The 16,443-nt window shown below is 70.5% G+C and carries 17 protein-coding genes and 2 tRNA genes; 5 read left to right on the top strand and 14 right to left on the bottom strand.

Annotated elements, in window-relative coordinates; genetic code table 11:
- The first annotated feature begins 49 nt into the window (after window positions 1-49).
- Window positions 50-685 carry a TetR/AcrR family transcriptional regulator gene (locus ACYVNR_RS01585; protein WP_052677202.1) on the top strand — a complete coding sequence of 212 codons (636 nt, stop codon included), beginning with the start codon at window positions 50-52 and terminating at the stop codon, window positions 683-685.
- A gap of 198 nt (window positions 686-883) precedes the next feature.
- Entirely contained in the window at window positions 884-2,431 is a 1,548-nt protein-coding gene (locus tag ACYVNR_RS01580; protein WP_458803508.1) for a DHA2 family efflux MFS transporter permease subunit, read from the top strand.
- Between the two features lie 53 nt (window positions 2,432-2,484).
- On the opposite strand, the gene ACYVNR_RS01575 is transcribed toward ACYVNR_RS01580, so the two are convergent.
- From ACYVNR_RS01575 to tig, 8 genes are all read right to left on the bottom strand, one after another.
- Entirely contained in the window at window positions 2,485-3,138 is a 654-nt protein-coding gene (locus ACYVNR_RS01575; protein WP_461046094.1) for a hypothetical protein, read from the bottom strand.
- A gap of 47 nt (window positions 3,139-3,185) precedes the next feature.
- Window positions 3,186-4,463, bottom strand: coding sequence for an ATP-dependent Clp protease ATP-binding subunit ClpX (gene clpX / locus ACYVNR_RS01570; protein ID WP_458803512.1), 1,278 nt, complete (start codon window positions 4,461-4,463; stop codon window positions 3,186-3,188).
- A gap of 148 nt (window positions 4,464-4,611) precedes the next feature.
- A complete protein-coding gene (locus tag ACYVNR_RS01565) occupies window positions 4,612-5,265 on the bottom strand; it encodes a hypothetical protein (protein ID WP_461046092.1) in 654 nt (217 codons plus the stop codon).
- A gap of 25 nt (window positions 5,266-5,290) precedes the next feature.
- Window positions 5,291-5,545 carry an acyl-CoA-binding protein gene (locus tag ACYVNR_RS01560; protein WP_045190124.1) on the bottom strand — a complete coding sequence of 85 codons (255 nt, stop codon included), beginning with the start codon at window positions 5,543-5,545 and terminating at the stop codon, window positions 5,291-5,293.
- Between the two features lie 113 nt (window positions 5,546-5,658).
- A complete protein-coding gene (locus ACYVNR_RS01555) occupies window positions 5,659-6,312 on the bottom strand; it encodes an ATP-dependent Clp protease proteolytic subunit (protein ID WP_045190126.1) in 654 nt (217 codons plus the stop codon).
- A gap of 33 nt (window positions 6,313-6,345) precedes the next feature.
- Entirely contained in the window at window positions 6,346-6,993 is a 648-nt protein-coding gene (locus ACYVNR_RS01550; protein WP_045190128.1) for an ATP-dependent Clp protease proteolytic subunit, read from the bottom strand.
- A 201-nt stretch (window positions 6,994-7,194) separates the two neighbouring features.
- Window positions 7,195-7,608 carry a hypothetical protein gene (locus ACYVNR_RS01545; protein WP_461046089.1) on the bottom strand — a complete coding sequence of 138 codons (414 nt, stop codon included), beginning with the start codon at window positions 7,606-7,608 and terminating at the stop codon, window positions 7,195-7,197.
- A 175-nt stretch (window positions 7,609-7,783) separates the two neighbouring features.
- Complete coding sequence (gene tig / locus ACYVNR_RS01540) at window positions 7,784-9,151, bottom strand: trigger factor (protein ID WP_461046087.1); 1,368 nt, start codon at window positions 9,149-9,151, stop codon at window positions 7,784-7,786.
- A 140-nt stretch (window positions 9,152-9,291) separates the two neighbouring features.
- Here tig and ACYVNR_RS01535 point away from each other — a divergent pair, with 140 nt between their 5' ends.
- On the top strand, window positions 9,292-9,807 hold the full coding sequence (locus ACYVNR_RS01535; protein ID WP_458803521.1) for a hypothetical protein: 516 nt from the start codon (window positions 9,292-9,294) through the stop codon (window positions 9,805-9,807).
- A gap of 20 nt (window positions 9,808-9,827) precedes the next feature.
- Here the strand turns inward: ACYVNR_RS01535 and ACYVNR_RS01530 are convergent, their stop codons facing one another.
- A complete protein-coding gene (locus tag ACYVNR_RS01530) occupies window positions 9,828-10,124 on the bottom strand; it encodes a DUF2087 domain-containing protein (protein ID WP_461046085.1) in 297 nt (98 codons plus the stop codon).
- 48 nt (window positions 10,125-10,172) lie between these two features.
- Window positions 10,173-10,243: transfer RNA gene (locus tag ACYVNR_RS01525), tRNA-Gly, on the bottom strand.
- A gap of 128 nt (window positions 10,244-10,371) precedes the next feature.
- Here ACYVNR_RS01525 and ACYVNR_RS01520 point away from each other — a divergent pair.
- A tRNA-Pro gene (locus tag ACYVNR_RS01520) sits at window positions 10,372-10,445 on the top strand.
- Between the two features lies 1 nt (window position 10,446).
- On the opposite strand, the gene trmB is transcribed toward ACYVNR_RS01520, so the two are convergent.
- The 4 genes from trmB to ACYVNR_RS01500 form a co-directional block, all read right to left on the bottom strand.
- A complete protein-coding gene (trmB, locus tag ACYVNR_RS01515; protein ID WP_461046083.1) occupies window positions 10,447-11,232 on the bottom strand; it encodes a tRNA (guanosine(46)-N7)-methyltransferase TrmB in 786 nt (261 codons plus the stop codon).
- Between the two features lie 67 nt (window positions 11,233-11,299).
- Window positions 11,300-12,415 carry a PP2C family protein-serine/threonine phosphatase gene (locus tag ACYVNR_RS01510; RefSeq protein WP_045190137.1) on the bottom strand — a complete coding sequence of 372 codons (1,116 nt, stop codon included), beginning with the start codon at window positions 12,413-12,415 and terminating at the stop codon, window positions 11,300-11,302.
- Window positions 12,416-12,472: 57 nt separating this feature from the next.
- Window positions 12,473-12,952, bottom strand: a complete 480-nt coding sequence (locus ACYVNR_RS01505) for a ribose-5-phosphate isomerase (RefSeq protein ID WP_461046080.1) — start codon at window positions 12,950-12,952, stop codon at window positions 12,473-12,475.
- Window positions 12,953-12,986: 34 nt separating this feature from the next.
- The gene (locus ACYVNR_RS01500; RefSeq protein ID WP_045190350.1) at window positions 12,987-13,637 is read right to left on the bottom strand and encodes a mycothiol-dependent nitroreductase Rv2466c family protein; all 651 of its coding nucleotides are present in this window, start codon (window positions 13,635-13,637) and stop codon (window positions 12,987-12,989) included.
- 137 nt (window positions 13,638-13,774) lie between these two features.
- Between ACYVNR_RS01500 and pepN the strand changes: the two genes are divergently transcribed.
- On the top strand, window positions 13,775-16,348 hold the full coding sequence (gene pepN / locus ACYVNR_RS01495) for an aminopeptidase N (RefSeq protein WP_045190142.1): 2,574 nt from the start codon (window positions 13,775-13,777) through the stop codon (window positions 16,346-16,348).
- The last annotated feature ends 95 nt before the right edge of the window (window positions 16,349-16,443 follow it).

Here is a 16,443-nt window from a genome sequence, read left to right as displayed (position 1 = left end):
CGGATGAAACGAAACAGTTTCGTTTCATCCATCGGAGAGTGAGGACGGGATGAGCACGAGCGCAGACGCGACCGGGGCGCAGCCCGCCAGTCGCCCTCGCGTGGCCGGCGACCGCGAGGTCGAGATCCTCGAGTCGGCGATCGACGTGCTGCGCGACCTCGGCTACGACCGACTGACCTTCGATGCGGTGGCCACGGCGGCGCGGGCGTCCAAGGCGACGCTCTACCGGCGCTGGCCGCACAAGCGCGACCTGGTCATCGACGCCGTGGGCCTCTTCGTCGACTGTCCTGCCGAGCAGGACCCCGACACCGGCTCGCTCCGTGGCGACCTGCTCGCACAGGCGTGCGCCGACGGCGGCCTCGACGACGAGGTCGTCCTCGGCACGTGGAGCGCCCTGCTCCCCGTCATCCACCGCGAGCCCGAGCTGGCCCGCGGCATCCACGAGCGGTTCGTGGCCCCGAAGATCGCGGCCGCCCGCACCGTCTTCGAGAACGCCCGGGGCCGGGGCGAGGTGGGCGCCGACGCCGACCTCGACACCCTGCTCATGATCCTGCCGTCCCTGTCGATCCACGAGGCGCTGCTCTCGGGGAGGCGGCCGGGGCCGGAGCGCATCGCCGAGTTCGTCGACGCCGTCGTCCTCCCGGCCTGCGCCGCCACCCTCGCCCCCGCGCCCGAGGCGCGCTGACCGGGCACCCGACCAACAGCACCCCCGCACCAAAGCACGACACGCACCACACGCACCACACGCACCACCGGCCCGACCACACCACCCGCCGGCCTCGGCCGGCCCCATCGCGCCCGCCGACGTCGCCGCGCGCCGATCCCGCACGCGCCACGGCGCATCCGTTCCGCACGCCCGAGGCGTGCTCCCGAGAGGAACCCCATGTCTTCGACCACATCGCTGCAGGTGGGAGAGCCCACGGGCGACTTCACCTCGCACGACACCCCGCCCCGGCGGCTCGGCCTCGCGCTGATCGTCATCTGCGCCGCCCAGCTCATGATCGTGCTCGACGGCACGATCGTGAACATCGCACTCCCCCACATCGCGACCGACCTGGCGTTCAGCCAGGCCAACCTCCAGTGGGTCGTCACCATCTACACGCTCGCGTTCGGCGGCGTGCTCCTGCTCGGCGGCCGCCTCGGCGACCTCTACGGCCGGCGCCGCATGTTCGTCTGGGGCATCGTGCTCTTCACGCTGGCCTCGCTCGTGGCCGGCGTCGCCCAGAACGAGGCGATGATGCTCGCCGCCCGTGCCGTGCAGGGTCTCGGCGGCGCGCTCGCCGCCCCGAACGCGCTCGCGCTCATCACGACCACCTTCCCCGCCGGCAAGGAGCGCAACCGCGCGATGGGCGTCTTCGCCGCCATGTCGGGCGCCGGCGCCGCCATCGGTCTCATCCTCGGTGGCGCGCTCACCGAGGTCGACTGGCGCTGGAACTTCTTCATCAACCTGCCGATCGGCGTGCTCGTCGCCGTCTTCGCGCAGCGCATCCTCACCGAGTCCGAGGACGGCCGGGGCTCCCTCGACATCCCCGGGGCGATCACCTCGATCGCCGGTCTGTCGGCCCTCGTCTACGGCCTCACCCACGCGGCGAGCACGTCGTGGGGCGACGCGACGACCGTCACCTACCTCGCGATCGGCGCGGCGCTGCTCGTGGCCTTCGTCGTCATCGAGACCCGCGTCGCGCACCCGCTCCTGCCCATGCGCATCCCGGGCGACCGCACGCGCGGCACCTCGTACTTCGTGATGCTCGTCGTGGGCGCCGGGATGTTCGCCATGTTCTACTTCCTCGGCATCTACATCCAGAACATCCTCGGCTACTCCCCGCTCAAGTCGGGCCTCGCGTTCCTGCCCTTCTCGGTCGGCATCGTCGTCGCGGCGCAGGTCGCGTCGTTCCTCATCGCGCGGGTCGACCCGCGATGGATCTCCGGCGCCGGCGCCGCGTTCGCGACGCTCGGCATGTGGGGTTTCACCCATCTCACGCCGCAGAGCACGTATGCCGCCGACCTCCTGCCGTGGATCGTCGTCCTCGCGTTCGGCCTGGGCCTCATCTTCGTGCCGCTCACGCTGACCGCCGTGCACGGCGTGGCCCACGAGGACTCGTCGGTCGCGTCGGCGGTGCTCAACACGATGCAGCAGGTCGGCGGCACGATCGGCCTGGCGACGCTGAGCACGATCTTCGTCAACAACCTCAACGACAAGGTCGCCGAGCTGACGGCGAAGCTGCCGCAGGGTGGTCCCGCACCGACCCGCGAGCAGCTCGCGGCCGCGCAGAAGATGATCTCCGACGAGGCCTTCACCTACGGCGCGAGCCGGGCCTACCTCGTCGCCGCGATCATGATCGCCGTCGGCGGCGTCATCACCCTCGTCGCGCTCAACGTGCGCCACAAGGAGCTCGCGAGCGACGGAGCAGCCCCCGCCCACATGGGCTGACTCCCCATCGAAAGAGCGATCCGTCCCTGCCCGTGCGACCCCGTGGTCGCGTGTCACCGGGGGACGGATCGCTCTTTCGATCGTGCCCAGACGGCGGCCCAGGGATGGTTCCAGCCACCGACCTGCAGGCGCTTCTCGACGAACGCGTGCTGCGGCAGGTCGACGACCCGCCCCACCGACGGCTCGTAGACGTCGAGCTCCTGCTCGCCCGTCGCGGGCATGACGAGCACGACGTGGCGCGGCGCCCACGCACTGCCGACGTAGAGCAGCGCGGGACGGCCGGCGCGCACCCGGGCCCGCAGGTCGGCGTACGTGTGCGCGAGGCCCACCCGCCCCCGCTGGCGGAACCAGGCCACCTCGTAGTCGGCCTCGGGGTCGGACGCACCGAGCTCGAGCTCGTTCAGAGCGCCCCACGGAGGGGTGCCGAGCGCCCGCGGCCACGGCAGCTGCAGCCGGCGGCCGGCCCCGACCAGCGAATTCGTGCGTGCCGCGACGACCTGCTCGTAGGCGGCGAACCGCTGCGCCTCGGTGCCGGTGTCGGGCAGGTCCCCCTCACGGGCGTCCTTGCGTATGCCGTCACGGATCCACGCCGCGAACGCCGTGTTCACGAGCATGCGGGCGATCGTCAGCGACGCCGACCCGCACGTCGTCGACGTCTGCTGCACGGGCGCGTGGTCACCCGCGACGAGGCGGAAGGGAGCGGGCATCGCGTCGGCCTCCGGTGACGTGGGCTGGGCGCACGCGGCGGTGGGCGTCAGGCAGATTCCTTGCGCTGGCGCTTGGCGCGCGGCTCGGCCTCGCGGCGCACGATCGTCGGGTTGACGTTGTCGAGCACGACCTCGCGGGTCACGACGACGCGTGCGATCTCGTCGTCGCTCGGCACGTCGAACATGACGGGGAGGAGGACCTCCTCCATGATCGCGCGCAGGCCGCGAGCACCGGTGCCGCGCAGCAGCGCCTGGTCGGCCACTGCCGCGATGGCGTCCTCGGTGAACTCGAGGTCGACGCCGTCGATCTCGAACATCTTCTGGTACTGCTTCACGAGCGCGTTGCGGGGCACCGTGAGGATGTTGACGAGGGCCTGCTGGTCGAGCGGCGCGAGCGTGGTGAGGACGGGCAGGCGGCCGATGAACTCGGGGATGAGCCCGAACTTCAGGAGGTCCTCCGGCATGACGTCCTGGAAGCTGTCGCCGAGGTCCTTGGGGTTGTGCAACGGCTGGCCGAAGCCGAGGCCCTTGCGCCCGGAGCGCGACTCGATGATCTTCTCGAGGCCGGCGAACGCGCCGCCGACGATGAAGAGCACGTTGGTCGTGTCGATCTGGATGAACTCCTGGTGCGGGTGCTTGCGCCCGCCCTGCGGCGGCACCGACGCGGTGGTGCCCTCGAGGATCTTGAGCAGCGCCTGCTGCACGCCCTCGCCCGAGACGTCGCGGGTGATCGACGGGTTCTCGCTCTTGCGGGCGATCTTGTCGACCTCGTCGATGTAGATGATGCCCGTCTCGGCCTTCTTGACGTCGTAGTCCGCGGCCTGGATGAGCTTGAGCAGGATGTTCTCGACGTCCTCGCCGACGTAGCCGGCCTCGGTCAGCGCCGTGGCGTCGGCGATGGCGAAGGGGACGTTGAGCATCTTCGCGAGGGTCTGCGCGAGGTAGGTCTTGCCCGAACCGGTGGGCCCGATGAGCAGGATGTTGGACTTCGCGATGTCGACGTGGTCGTCGTCGCGCTTGACGCCCTCACCGGCCTGGATGCGCTTGTAGTGGTTGTAGACGGCGACGGCGAGCGACTTCTTGGCGACGTCCTGACCGATGACGTAGTTCTCGAGGAAGTCGAAGATCTCGCGGGGCTTGGGCAGGTGGTCGAGGCCCAGCTCGCTGCTCTCGGCGAGCTCCTCCTCGATGATCTCGTTGCAGAGGTCGATGCACTCGTCGCAGATGTACACCCCGGGGCCGGCGATGAGCTTCTTGACCTGCTTCTGGCTCTTTCCGCAGAAAGAGCACTTGAGGAGGTCTCCGCCTTCTCCGATGCGTGCCACCGATTCGCTCCTGGTCCGTCGGCGCCGAACGCTGAGGTGCACCCGGCCGACCCCAACCTAGGGGCCGACTCCTATTAGACGACGGAGGGGTGTGCCCCCGCTCGCGCAACGCCGTTCGTCCGCTGATGGCGGACAAACGACGCCGGTGTCACTTGAACGGGGTTCCAGCCGAATCCCGCCGGCCGGACGCCCGATCCGAGGGTCGCGCACGTCGCCTGCCGCCCACCGCGAGGCCGGTCAGCAGGGCGACCACGAGGCCGCCGACCACGAGCACGAGCAGGCCGCCCACGGCGACCGCCACCAGCCCCAGCGGGCTGGACCACCACGGACCCGTGCCCGGGATGTCGGGCGGGGTGCTGCCGAGCAGCGAGTCGGCGACGGCCGGCGCGCGCGCGGCTCCCGCCGTCGCGATGGTCGCCTCGGCCTCGGTGGTGCCGAACGGGTAGACCGCGCAGTCGTTCACGACGAGACGGTCACCGACCTGCCGGAGCGGGATGACGTAGCGCGACCCGGGGTCGGCCAGCGTGTTGCCACTCGCCTCGACGTAGAGCGTCTGTGGCGCCTGACCGCGGTGGACGCCGAGCACCTCGATCGTCCAGAGCACCGGAACGGGGTGGCGGTCCGCCGCGGCCTCGCCGACCTCGGTGAGGCGGCCGGTGACGACGACGTCGGCCTCACGTGCCACCGCGGCCGGGTCCTGCGGCACGCACGAGGACGCGACGGCACGGGGCGCCGCTCCCCCGGTCACCCCCAGGAGGGCGAGGCCGAGCACCGCGACGACCCGAACGGCATACGCCCTCATGGGGCGAAGCGTACGTCGGTGGCGCTCAGCCTGCGCTGAGGTCGCGGACGATCGCGACGTACTGCTCCTCGGCCGCCTCCTGCGACGTGCCGGAGAGCTTGGCCCAGGCGTCGTACTTCGCGCGCCCGACGGGGTTCGTGAAACCCGGCCGGGAGCCGCTGACGTCCCCCTCGGTCACCTGCTTGAACAGGCCGTAGAGCCTCAGCTTCACGTCGTTGCCCGGGTCGTCGGTCAGCCCCTTGACCGCCTCGACCGCCTGCTCGAACTCCGCACTCGCCATGACTGGACCTCCACCCTCGACGTCAGGAGCCCCCATCCAAGCAGGTATGCCGCCGGGCCCGGTCAGGTGACCGGGCCCGGCGGCATACGGGGTCGCCCGTGGGCGCAGGAGGCTCAGACCTCGAGGGAGGCCTTGCGCGAGGCGAGCACCTCGTCGATGAGGCCGTACTCCTTGGCGTCCTCGGCGGAGAGGATCTTGTCGCGCTCGATGTCGTTGCGGACCTGCTCCGACGTGCGGCCCGTGTGGCCGGCGAGCGTGTCCTCGAGCCAGGTGCGCATGCGCAGCACCTCGTTGGCCTGGATCTCGATGTCGGAGGCCTGGCCGTAGTCGCCGCCCGAGAGCGCCGGCTGGTGGATGAGGATGCGCGAGTTCGGCAGGGCGTAGCGCTTGCCCGGCGCGCCGGCGCCGAGGAGCACCGCGGCGGCCGACGCGGCCTGACCGATGACGAACGTCTGGATGTCGGGCCGGACGAACTGCATCGTGTCGTAGATCGCCGTCATGGCGGTGAACGAGCCACCCGGGCTGTTGATGTACATGAGGATGTCGCGGTCGGGGTCGAGCGACTCCAGCACGAGCAGCTGGGCGATGATGTCGTCGGCCGACGCGTCGTCGACCTGCACACCGAGGAAGATGATGCGGTCCTCGAAGAGCTTGTTGTAGGGGTCGGACCGCTTCATGCCGTAGGAGGTGCGCTCCTCGAACTGCGGCAGGATGTAGCGGCTCGACGGGGCCGGGACCGCAAGGCGGTTGGTGGGTTCGATGTTCATGTGTGTGGTCTCCAAGTCCTGTTCAGGCCGCGGTCAGTTCTCGCCCTTGGCGTCGGCCTGGCCGACGCCCTTGCCCTCGACCGCCTGGTCGGACCGGCTGAAGACGTGGTCGACGAAGCCGTACTCCTTGGCCTCCTCCGCGCTGAACCAGCGGTCGCGGTCGGAGTCCTTCTCGATCTGCTCGACCGTCTGGCCGGTGTGCTCGGCGATGAGCTGTGCCATCTGCTTCTTGACGTAGAGCATCTGCTCGGCCTGGATCTTGATGTCCGTGGCGGTGCCGCCGATGCCGCCCGAGGGCTGGTGCATCATGACGCGGGCGTGGGGCGTGGCGTAGCGCTTGCCCTTGGTGCCGGCCGACAGCAGGAACTGGCCCATCGAGGCGGCCATGCCCATGGCGACGGTCGCGACGTCGTTGGGGATCCAGTTCATCGTGTCGAAGATGGCCATTCCGGCCGAGATCGACCCGCCGGGGCTGTTGATGTAGAGCCAGATGTCCTTCTCGGGGTCCTCGGCCGAGAGCAGCAGCAGCTGCGCGGCGATGGCGTTCGCGTTGTCGTCGCGGACGTCGGACCCGAGGAAGATGATGCGTTCCTTGAGCAGGCGGTTGTAGATGTGGTCGTCCAGACCACCCGGCATGCCGTTGCCGTTGGCGGAGGTCTCCGAAGTCACCCAAGTCTCCATCGTCGAAGTGGTCCAGCCTCTCGCCGCGGGATGCGGCGCCGGCTGGCTCGTCACTGACCCTAACGCCCGACCCCCGGACCAGATTTCCCGAACCGCACTCTGTTCGCCGTGAGCGCACAAGCTTGAGTGGATGACGCGCAACCGGACGCACGAGACCCCGCCGACGTATGCCGTCGGGCGGGGTCTCGGGGGATGCGTGGCCTACTCGTTGAGGCCGTTGTCCTGCCCGGAGTCTCCGGCGTCGGTGTAGGACGACAGGTCGTCTCCGCCGACGGCGTCGGCGCTCGCGCCGGACGGGTCACGCACGGCGTCGCTTGCGTCGTCGAGCGACTGCTCCCGGGACGTCTCTCCAGCAGTGCTGCCATCGAGGTTGCCCCGGTCGGCGTCCGAGCTGTCGACGCCGGGCCCGGCGCTGGTCTCGTCGTCGGCACCGCCCAGCCCGTCACCGAGGTCGGCGTCGCCACCGGGGTCGCCCGACGGGTCGACCTGGTCGTCGCTGCCACCGATCCCGCTGGGCGTCTGTGCCGCGCCGCCCGGCTGGTCGGCGAGCGACTCCGCGTCGGTCGACGGCGGGCTCTCAGGGCTCGAGTCGGTCAGGTCGTCGTACGCGGTCATCTCGGCTCCTTCGTCCAGGTCACGCTTGGTGGCCCTCGACGGACCGAGGACCAGCAGACACGTACCCACGGGCCGGGGCTCGGGAACCACCGCTCCTGCGGTGGCCCGGGCCCGGAGACGGCACCGGGCCGGCTCCCGTGCGGGAACCGGCCCAGTGGCGTGCAGGAGGGGACGCTCAGGCGTCGGCCTTCTCGGTGCTCTCGGTGCTCTCGGTGCTCTGGGTGTCCTCGGCCTCGTCGTCGATCTCCTCGATCTCGACGAGCTCGTCGCCCTCGGTGCCCGGGACGGACTCGTTGAGGTCGATGGTGTTGCCGGCGGTGTCCTTGACGGAGACCTTCTCGAGGACCGTGGCGAGCGCCTTGCGGCGGGCGACCTCGGCGACCATCGCGGGGATCTGGCCGTCCTGGTCGAGCGACTGCGCGAACTGGTTCGGGTCCATGCCGTACTGCTGCGAGCTCATGACGAGGAACTCGATGAGCTCCTGCTGCTCGACCTTGACCTCTTCCTTCTCGGCGATGGCGTCGAGCACGAGCTGGGTCTTGAGGCCCTTGCGGGTGCTCTCGTCGACCTCGGCGCGGTGCTCGTCGTCCTCGAGACGACCCTCGCCCTCGAGGTGGCTGTGCACCTCGGCCTCGACGACGCTCTCGGGGATCGGGACCTCGATCTTCTCGAGGATGGCCTCGAGCAGCTTGTCGCGGGCGGCGACGCCCTGGGCGAACTTCGCGTCGACCTCGGCCTTGGCGGTGAGGTCGGCCTTGAGCTCGTCGAGGGTGTCGAACTCGGAGGCCAGCTGGACGAACTCGTCGTCGAGCTCGGGCAGCTCGCGCTCCTTGACCGCGGTGACGGTCACGGTGCAGTCGGCGTCCTGGCCCTCCTTGTCGCCACCGGCGAGGGGGGCGGTGAAGTTCTTGGTCTCGTCGGCGGTCATGCCGATGAGCGCCTCGTCGAGGCCCTCGAGCATGTTCTTGCTGCCGACCTCGTAGGAGACGCCGGTGACCGAGTCGATCTGCTCGCCGTCGATCTCGGCCGACAGGTCGATGGAGACGAAGTCGCCGTCCTGGACGGCGCGGTCGACACCCTTGAGCGTGCCGAAGCGGGCACGAAGGTCGGTGAGGCGCTGCTCGACGGCCTCGTCCTCGACCTTGGCCTCGTCGACGGTCAGCTCGATGTCGCTGAAGTCGGGCAGGTCGATCTCGGGGCGCTTGTCGACCTCGGCGGTGAACGTGAAGTCCTCGCCGTCGGAGGCGGGCACCTTGAGGTCGGTGATCTCGGGCTGGCCGAGCGGGCGCACCGAGTTCTCCTCGAGAGCCTGGCCGTAGAAGGTCGGGAGGGCGTTGTTCACGGCCTCCTCGAGGACGGCCGCGCGACCGACGCGCTGCTCGATGATGCGGGCCGGGACCTTGCCCTTGCGGAAGCCGGGAACCTGGATGTGCTCACCGATGTGCTTGATGGCCGCATCGAGGCTCGGCTTGAGCTCCTCGAACGGGACCTCGACGGTCATCTTGACCCGGGTCGGGCTGAGGGTCTCGAGCGCACTCTTCACTGCGGGGTACTCCATTGGGGTGGTGCCGACGTGGTCGTCGACGGTGAACGGACGGGCCAGCGCACCATGCTATAGGCCATGCGGCCGATGGCTAAATGCGCGGATCGTCCGTGGTCGTGCGACGCCTATGCTCGGGGGCCATGAGCACACCGCCGAGCCCCTTCGCCTCCTCCGCGAACGCCGCCCTGCGGCCGATCCAGATGGTGTCGGTCGCCGTCGGCATGGGCGCGCTCATGATCAGCGCGGTGCGCATCATCGTCGACCCGTCGGCTCCGCTGCCCTCGCCGTGGGCGGTCGCGGTCACGCTCGTCGCGCTCGTCGGCTCGGCCGCGCTCATCCGTTACGTCGGGTATGCCGTGCCCGCCCTGCCGCACGGCCTGCCGCGTGAGAACGCCGAGGCGACCAGCCTGCGCTACTTCACGTCGACGACGACGCTGCGCACCGCCCTGGCGGAGGCTCCCGTGCTCGTGGCGTTCGCCTGCTCGTTCGCGTTCACGCCCCATTCGTGGCTGCCGCTGCTCATCGCCCTGCCCGGCGGCCTGGCCCTCTTCTGGGTGCACGGCTGGCCGTCGGCACGCACTGCGGCCGCGGTCGAGGCCGGGCTCGAGGCCGACGGGGCGGAGAGCCACCTCAGCGAGGCGCTCGGCTTCCGCTGAGCGCCCTCGACTGAAGGCCGTCAGTCGACGGTGCCTCCGGCGCGCCAGTAGAGCCCGTCGGCGCGGTCGAGGAAGCCCTCCTCCACGAGGTAGCGCCGCAGGGCCGCGACGTCGGGGTGGAAGGCACGGAGGCGGTGGTTGACCTGGGTCTCGTCGTACTTCTCCCCCGGCTCGAACTCCTGCGCCAGCAGGTCGAGCACGACCAGACGCTTGCGGATCTTCGTCGGGATGCTCGTGAGGGTGCCGTCGGGCGAGAGGAACGACCGGAGCACCGCGTCGCGGTCGCGCAGGGCGTCCTGGAGGTCGGGGCTGAACATGGCCCCAACGGTAGGAAGACGCGGCCGGTGCGGCCAAGTGGGTTTCGGAGCGGGCGACGAGAATCGAACTCGCGTAATCAGTTTGGAAGACTGAGGCTCTACCATTGAGCTACGCCCGCAGGCCGTCGGACGGTGCCGGCGATCCGAGGCGACATCCTACTGGCTTGCCCCCGCTCCACCGAATCGACGCGCCCACGGGCGCTCCGGCTCGGCTCGTCACCGCACGTCGGCTACGATTCCGACGCCACGGGGTGTGGCGCAGCTTGGTAGCGCATTGCGTTTGGGACGCAAGGGCCGCAGGTTCAAATCCTGTCACCCCGACTCATCGACGCTGTGGCAGCAGGTCGAGGCGCAGCTCGTTGATCGTGCGCCCGGCCGCGATGCCCTTGGCCTCGAACCCGTCGCCGGGGCGCCACGTCGGCCGCTCGACGCGCTGCGCCTCGAAACGCGGGTGCGCGGCCACCTCGGCGAAGACGTGCTCGGCGTAGAAGTCCTGGTCGGTCGCGACGAGCACGTGCCCGCCGGGCTTGAGCACCCGCGCGAGCAGGTCGAGGTTGCCGGGGCTGACGAACCGGCGCTTCGTGTGCTTCTGCTTGCGCCACGGGTCGGGGAAGAAGAGGTGCACCGCCTCGAACGTGGCGTCCGCGACCCGGTCCTCGAGGAAGAGCACGGCGTCGCCGATCTCGACGCGGAGGTTGGGCACCCCGGCCTCGTCCGCGTCGGCGAGCATCCGCGCGAGCCCGGGGGTGTGGACGTCCATGGCGAGGATGTCGTGCTCGGGGAACGCGGCGGCATACGCGATGGCCGCATGCCCGTGACCGCAGCCGATCTCGAGGACGACGGGGGCGGTGCGACCGAAGGCGGCCGCGGCGTCGAAGGGGCCCTCGGGCAGCGAGCGGGCCGGGCCGAGCCGCTCGACGCGGTCACGGGTGAGCGACGAGAGGCGACCGCGACGCACGAAGGTGCGCACCCGAGCGGGTGTCACGCCGGCGGGGAGCTCGGGCACCTGGTGCTCCTTGCGCCGGACCGGGCGCGCCGGCCCGTTCTGCCCGGTCGGTTCGGTCAGGTCGCTCGGGTCGCGTGAGAGGTCGGTGGGGTCGTCGGTCACGCAGGAATCGTAGTGAGCCGGTCGCGGCGGTCCGAACCGCGCTGCGTGGCGGCCGGCCCTTCGCGCGTCAGCTGCGCCAGATCGTGACGACCGCGCGGTCGTCACCGAAGCCGGCCGCGGCCTGGTCGCAGAGCCGCTGGGCGAGCCCCTCGAACCCGGTGCGGATGAACGACTCGGCGCGACCCAGCATGCGGTCGATGCCGTCGTCGAGCGCCTTGTCACGCGCCTCGATGACGCCGTCGCTGTAGAGCACCAGCGCATCGCCGCGGCGGAGGGTGCCGTTCTCGCGAGGGAACTCGGCGTTCTCGATCACCCCGAGCAGCGGGCCGCGCCCGCCCGCGAGCATGCGCCACCGCCCCGAGCCCGCGGTGAACTGCGCCGCGGCGGGGTGGCCGGCATACCCGATGGTGAAGTTGCCGGTCTCGAGGTTGACGGCCACGTGCACGGCCGTCGCGAACCCCTCGCTCCAGCGCAGCCGCAACAGGTGGTTGTTGGCCGACTGGAGGAAGCCGCGCTCGCTCAGCTCGCCGAGGAGTCCCCCGAGCGCGCCGGAGAGCAGCAGCGAGCGGGCGCCGACCTCACGGCCCTTGCCCGACACGTCGACCAGCGCGACCTCCAGGGTGCAGCCGTCGGTCGACCGGCTCGCGACGACGAAGTCACCCGAGAAGCCGTCGCCGAACGCCGACTCGAGTGCGACCTCGGCGCCCCACGACGGCGGCAGCTCGGGCAGCTCACCCTGGGCCCGCAGCCGGTCGCGCATGTCGACGAGCATCGACTCGCCGCTCACGCCGACGACACCGACCTGGGCCCGCGCGTGCGAGAGCCACAGCATGAGCATCATCGTCGCGACGGTGACGATCTGCGCACCGGTCGTCGTCGACTTCACGCCGCCCAGGTACGCGCCGAGGATCGCCATCGAGAGGAAGAGTCCGATGTAGACGACGAGCAGGTACCGCGGCTCGAGGAAGAGCCCGGCGAGGACGACGACGAAACCGTAGACGCCCCAAGGGACCTGGTCGGGGAACTTACCGACGGCCGCGGTGGCGAAGACGCTCAGCAGCAGGAACAGGCAGACGAGGGCCCACGGGGCACGGCCGAGCCAGGGGCCCAGCAGGCGAAGGCGTCTGATCGGTCCGGCACCGTAGCGCGAGTGTCGAGAGACGATGCTCTCGTTGTGGGCCACGGGCCTCCCTTGCGGCGTTGAGGGGAAACGACAGGGGGAAGTGCCGACGCGGTCGCGTCAGAGCGCGGCGTCCGGCAGTGCAGGCAGATCCCCCGTGTCTTCGTACGCGGAAACCATACCCAGACGCCGGCTGTGGCGCTCCTCATCGGTGAACGCGGTCGCCACGAACGTGTCGACGATCTGCTTCGCGACGGCATCAGAGGTGAACCGCGCCCCGATGGAGACGACCTGCGCGTTGTTGTGCTCGCGGGCCAGGCTCGCGAGCTCGGCGCTGTACGCCAAGGCGGCGCGGATGCCCCGCACCTTGTTGGCGGCCATCTGCTCACCGTTTCCCGACCCTCCGAGCACGACCCCGAGCGAGCCCTCCTCGGCGGCGACCGCCTCGGCCGCGCGCAGCACGAAGACCGGGTAGTCGTCCTGCGCGTCGTAGGCGAAGGGCCCGTGGTCGACGACGTCGTGGCCGGCCTCGCGCAGGTGCGCGAGGAGGGACTGGTGGAGCTCGTAGGCCGCGTGGTCGCCGCCGATGTGGATGCGCATCTGGGTCCTTGGGTGCGTCGGGTGCCGGGGGTTGTCAGTCGAGGATCGGGCCGAGCGTACGGGTGCGCTTCAGCTCGAAGAATCCGGGTGTGCTCGCGACGAGGACGCAGCCGTCCCACAGCTTCGCGGCGTCCTCGCCCTTGGGGGCGGGAGTGACGACCGGACCGAAGAAGGCGACGCCACCGACCGAGATGATCGGGGTGCCGACCTCGGTGCCCACGAGGCTGATGCCGCGCTTGTGGCTACGGTGCAGGGCGGCGTCGAACTTCTTGTGGTGGGCCTCCTTCGCGAGCTCGGCGGGCAGGCCGACCTCCTCGAGGGACTCGCGGACGACCTGGTCGAAGTCGCTCATCTTCCGCAGGTGGATGCGCGTGCCCATCGCGTCGTAGAGCGGCTTGATGACGGAGTCGCCGTGCGCCTCGACCGCCGCGATGATGACGCGGACCGGGCCCCACGCCTCGTCCATGCGCGCCCGGTAGGCGGCGTCGAGGTCGTGACGGTGCTCGTTGAGCACGGCGAGGCTCATCACCGACCAGGTCACGTCGATGTCGCGCAGGGTCTCGACCTCCATGAGCCAGCGCGACGTCATCCACGCCCACGGGCAGATCGGGTCGAACCACATCTCCACCTCGGCGCGCTGCGCGTCCGTGCGAAGGGCCTTCTGCGGGTCTGTCGTCTCGGCCATGCGGCCCATCATGGCACTGCTCGCCACCTGCCCCGCGCGGTGGTGGAGGCCGCGGCTTTCCGTGCGAGGATGGCCCGCGACGGCGCCGTCGGACCGACGCTGCGCCGCGCCCACACACCGTCCCAGGAGGTCCCTACGTGCCCGGCAAGAACCTGACCCGCGACGAGGCGGCGACCCGCGCAGGCATCCTGCGCGTCGACGCGTACGACGTCAGCCTCGACCTGACGACGGGTCCGGAGAACTTCCGCACCGTCACCACGGTCACGTTCTCCTGCTCGGAGCCCGGCGCCGACTCGTTCATCGACCTCATCGCCGACTCGGTCGAGCGGGTGACCCTGAACGGTGTCGACCTCGACCCCGCAGAGGTCTTCGCGGACTCGCGCGTCGCGCTGCCGGGCCTCGCGGCCGAGAACGAGCTGACGGTCGACGCCACCGGTCGCTACACCAACACCGGCGAGGGCCTGCACCGCTTCGTCGACCCCGTCGACAACGAGGTCTACCTCTACACGCAGTTCGAGGTGCCCGACTCCCGCCGCATGTATGCCGTGTTCGAGCAGCCTGACCTCAAGGCGTCCTTCCGCTTCACGGTGACCGCGCCCGCCCACTGGAAGGTCATCAGCAACTCCCCCACGCCCGCTCCGACGGCGGCGGGCGTGGCCGACGGTGTCGAGCGCGCGACGTGGTCGTTCGAGCCGACGCAGCGCATCTCCTCGTACATCACGGCTCTCGTCGCGGGCCCGTACGACGAGGTGCGCGACGAGGTGCAGACGCGAGGTGGTGTCGTGCCGCTCGGTGTGTTCTGCCGCAAGTCGCTGACCCAGTACCTCGACGCCGACAACATCTTCGACTGCACGAAGAAGGGCTTCGCCTTCTTCGAGGCGGAGTTCGACCAGCCCTACCCCTTCGCGAAGTACGACCAGATCTTCACGCCCGAGTACAACATGGGCGCGATGGAGAACGCCGGTGCCGTGACGTTCACCGAGATCTACGTCTTCCGCTCCAAGGTGTCCGAGGCGAAGATCGAGCGCCGCGCCCTCACGATCCTGCACGAGCTGGCGCACATGTGGTTCGGCAACCTCGTGACGATGAAGTGGTGGGACGACCTCTGGCTCAACGAGTCGTTCGCCGAGTGGGCGTCGACGACGTGCCAGGCCGAGGCCACCGAGTGGACGAGCGCGTGGACCACGTTCGGCACGTCCGAGAAGGCGTGGGCCTACACCCAGGACCAGCTCTCCTCGACGCACCCCATCGCGGCCGACATGCGCCACCTCGAGGACGTCGAGGTCAACTTCGACGGCATCACGTACGCCAAGGGTGCGTCCGTGCTCAAGCAGCTCGTCGCGTACGTCGGTCGTGAGCCGTTCGTCGCCGCGCTGCGCGAGTACTTCCGCAAGCACGCGTGGGGCAACACGACCCTCTCCGACCTGCTCGGCGAGCTCGAGAAGGCTTCGGGCCGCGAGCTGACCGAGTGGAGCAAGCTGTGGCTCGAGACGGCCGGTGTCAACACGCTGCGCCCGGTCTTCGAGGTCGACGCCGACGGCCGCTACAGCTCGTTCGCGATCACCCAGACCGCCACGGACGAGTACCCGACCCTTCGCCCACACCGCATCGGCATCGGCCGGTATGCCGTGCGGCAGGGTGACGCGGGCGACGTGCTCGAGCGCGTCGGCTACGACGAGGTCGACGTCGCCGGCGAGCGCACCGACCTCGCCGCCCTCGTCGGCCAGGAGCAGCCCGACCTGCTGCTGCTCAACGACGACGACCTCGCCTACGGCAAGATCCGCCTCGACGAGCGGTCGCTCGCGACGGCGCTCGCTCTCCCCCGAGGCTTCCAGGACTCGCTCCCCCGCTCGCTCGTGCTCGGTGCCACCTGGGACATGACGCGTGACGGCGAGATGCCGGCCCGCGCCTTCGTGCGCTTCGTCCTCGAGTCGCTGCCGGGCGAGACCGACTCGACCCTGCTGCGGGTGCTGCTCGGCCAGGCCTCCACGGCCGCCCGTCTCTACACGGCCCCCGAGCACCGCGCCGAGGTCTCGGCCCTGCTCTCGTCCTCGCTGCGCTCGCTCGCCGAGTCCGCCGAGCCGGGCAGCGACGCCCAGTTCCAGCTCGTCGAGGCGTGGGCCGGCAACACCGCCGACCGCGACGACGAGCCGCGGCTGCGCGCCCTGCTCTCGGGCGAGGAGTCGCTGCCCGACCTGAAGGTCGACACCGAGCTGCGCTGGACCTTCACCAAGGCACTCGCGGCCCTCGGTGCTGCCGACGAGGCGGAGATCAAGGCCGAGCTCGACCGCGACCCGACCGCCACGGGCAAGGAGCGCGCCGCCGAGGCGCTCGCGGCTCGGCCGACAGCCGAGGCGAAGGCCGACGCGTGGGCCAAGGCCGTCGAGCGCAACGACCTGTCGAACCAGATGGTCGAGGCGATCGGCGCCGGCTTCCGTCGCAGCACCGACCTGTCGCTGCTCGAGCCGTTCGTCGAGCGCTACCACGCCATGCTCGTCGACGCGTGGGCCGAGCGCAGCGTCGCCATCGGCGAGCGCGTCGTCGGCGGCTTCTACCCGTTCTCGCTCGCGAGCGAGCAGCTCAAGGCGGCCTCGGACGCCTGGCTAGAGGCCCACCCCGACGCCGCCGCCGGACTGGTGCGTACCGTGGCCGAGAACCGCGACACCGTCGCGCGGGCGCTCGTGGCCCAGGAGCGCGACCGCCGCGGCTGACCTGATCTCGTCGTGGGCCGACCCTGCACCGCCGGGTCGGCCCACGACCTCACGCCCGAACCCGACCCCTGACTGAGACCCTGTGATCCACGCCT

It is taken from the genome of Terrabacter koreensis (assembly GCF_054783315.1).
The sequence above is the reverse complement of the archived record's forward strand: the minus strand, read 5'-3'. Positions and strand labels throughout refer to the sequence as shown.

Bases quoted from the DNA above. Each gene is read 5' to 3' on its own strand.
- ACYVNR_RS01555 (WP_045190126.1), bottom strand. From the start codon at position 6,312: ATGAACATCGAACCCACCAACCGCCTTGCGGTCCCGGCCCCGTCGAGC.
- ACYVNR_RS01560 (WP_045190124.1), bottom strand. From the start codon at position 5,545: ATGGCGAGTGCGGAGTTCGAGCAGGCGGTCGAGGCGGTCAAGGGGCTG.
- ACYVNR_RS01585 (WP_052677202.1), top strand. From the start codon at position 50: ATGAGCACGAGCGCAGACGCGACCGGGGCGCAGCCCGCCAGTCGCCCT.
- ACYVNR_RS01580 (WP_458803508.1), top strand. From the start codon at position 884: ATGTCTTCGACCACATCGCTGCAGGTGGGAGAGCCCACGGGCGACTTC.
- ACYVNR_RS01505 (WP_461046080.1), bottom strand. From the start codon at position 12,952: ATGCGCATCCACATCGGCGGCGACCACGCGGCCTACGAGCTCCACCAG.
- ACYVNR_RS01545 (WP_461046089.1), bottom strand. From the start codon at position 7,608: ATGACCGCGTACGACGACCTGACCGACTCGAGCCCTGAGAGCCCGCCG.
- ACYVNR_RS01550 (WP_045190128.1), bottom strand. From the start codon at position 6,993: ATGGAGACTTGGGTGACTTCGGAGACCTCCGCCAACGGCAACGGCATG.
- ACYVNR_RS01500 (WP_045190350.1), bottom strand. From the start codon at position 13,637: ATGGCCGAGACGACAGACCCGCAGAAGGCCCTTCGCACGGACGCGCAG.
- ACYVNR_RS01575 (WP_461046094.1), bottom strand. From the start codon at position 3,138: ATGCCCGCTCCCTTCCGCCTCGTCGCGGGTGACCACGCGCCCGTGCAG.
- ACYVNR_RS01565 (WP_461046092.1), bottom strand. From the start codon at position 5,265: ATGAGGGCGTATGCCGTTCGGGTCGTCGCGGTGCTCGGCCTCGCCCTC.
- ACYVNR_RS01535 (WP_458803521.1), top strand. From the start codon at position 9,292: ATGAGCACACCGCCGAGCCCCTTCGCCTCCTCCGCGAACGCCGCCCTG.
- ACYVNR_RS01530 (WP_461046085.1), bottom strand. From the start codon at position 10,124: ATGTTCAGCCCCGACCTCCAGGACGCCCTGCGCGACCGCGACGCGGTG.